Source organism: Bacillus sp. LR--39, assembly GCF_053613335.1.
In genome coordinates this window covers 1-539 of the sequence record NZ_JBSIOT010001485.1, presented here as the reverse complement: position 1 = coordinate 539, position 539 = coordinate 1, and the positions used below count along the sequence as shown (strand labels likewise).

The following is a 539-nucleotide window of genomic DNA, read 5'->3' as shown; positions in this document are numbered from 1 at the left end:
GGCGGCAGAAACACGCCTTCATCGGCCATTCCTTTATAATATTCGGCAAACAGTCCGAGGTCAGACTGTTTCGCTGTATCATAATTGATGACCGGTCCATTTGTGAAGAAAAAGCCGATCATAGACCCCGCCCTGTTGAATGTACACGGAATGCCATTTTTCTCTGCAGCTTCAGAAATTCCTTTTTCCAAGCGGTCAGCTTTGCGGGAGAATTCCCGGTAGGATTCAGGGGTCAGCTGTTTCAACGTTTCAAGTCCGGCTGTCATGGCAAGCGGGTTGCCGGACAGCGTCCCGGCCTGATAGATCGGACCGCTCGGCGCGATCTTCTCCATGATTTCCGCCTTTCCTCCATAAGCGCCGACAGGAAGACCGCCGCCGATCACTTTTCCGAGGCATGTCAAATCAGGCGTCACCCCGAAATAGCCTTGGGCACAGTTGTAATCCACCCTGAATCCTGTCATCACTTCATCAAATATCAGCAGGGCGCCATGCGTCTCAGTCAGCTCGCGAAGCCCTTCGAGGAACCCTTTAACCGGCGG

General features: G+C 53.2%; 1 protein-coding gene. It reads right to left on the bottom strand.

Annotated features, from left to right (window positions below):
• A partial coding sequence (locus ACWHAR_RS31300; RefSeq protein WP_452088957.1) for an aminotransferase class III-fold pyridoxal phosphate-dependent enzyme occupies window positions 1-539 on the bottom strand: 539 nt, incomplete at both ends.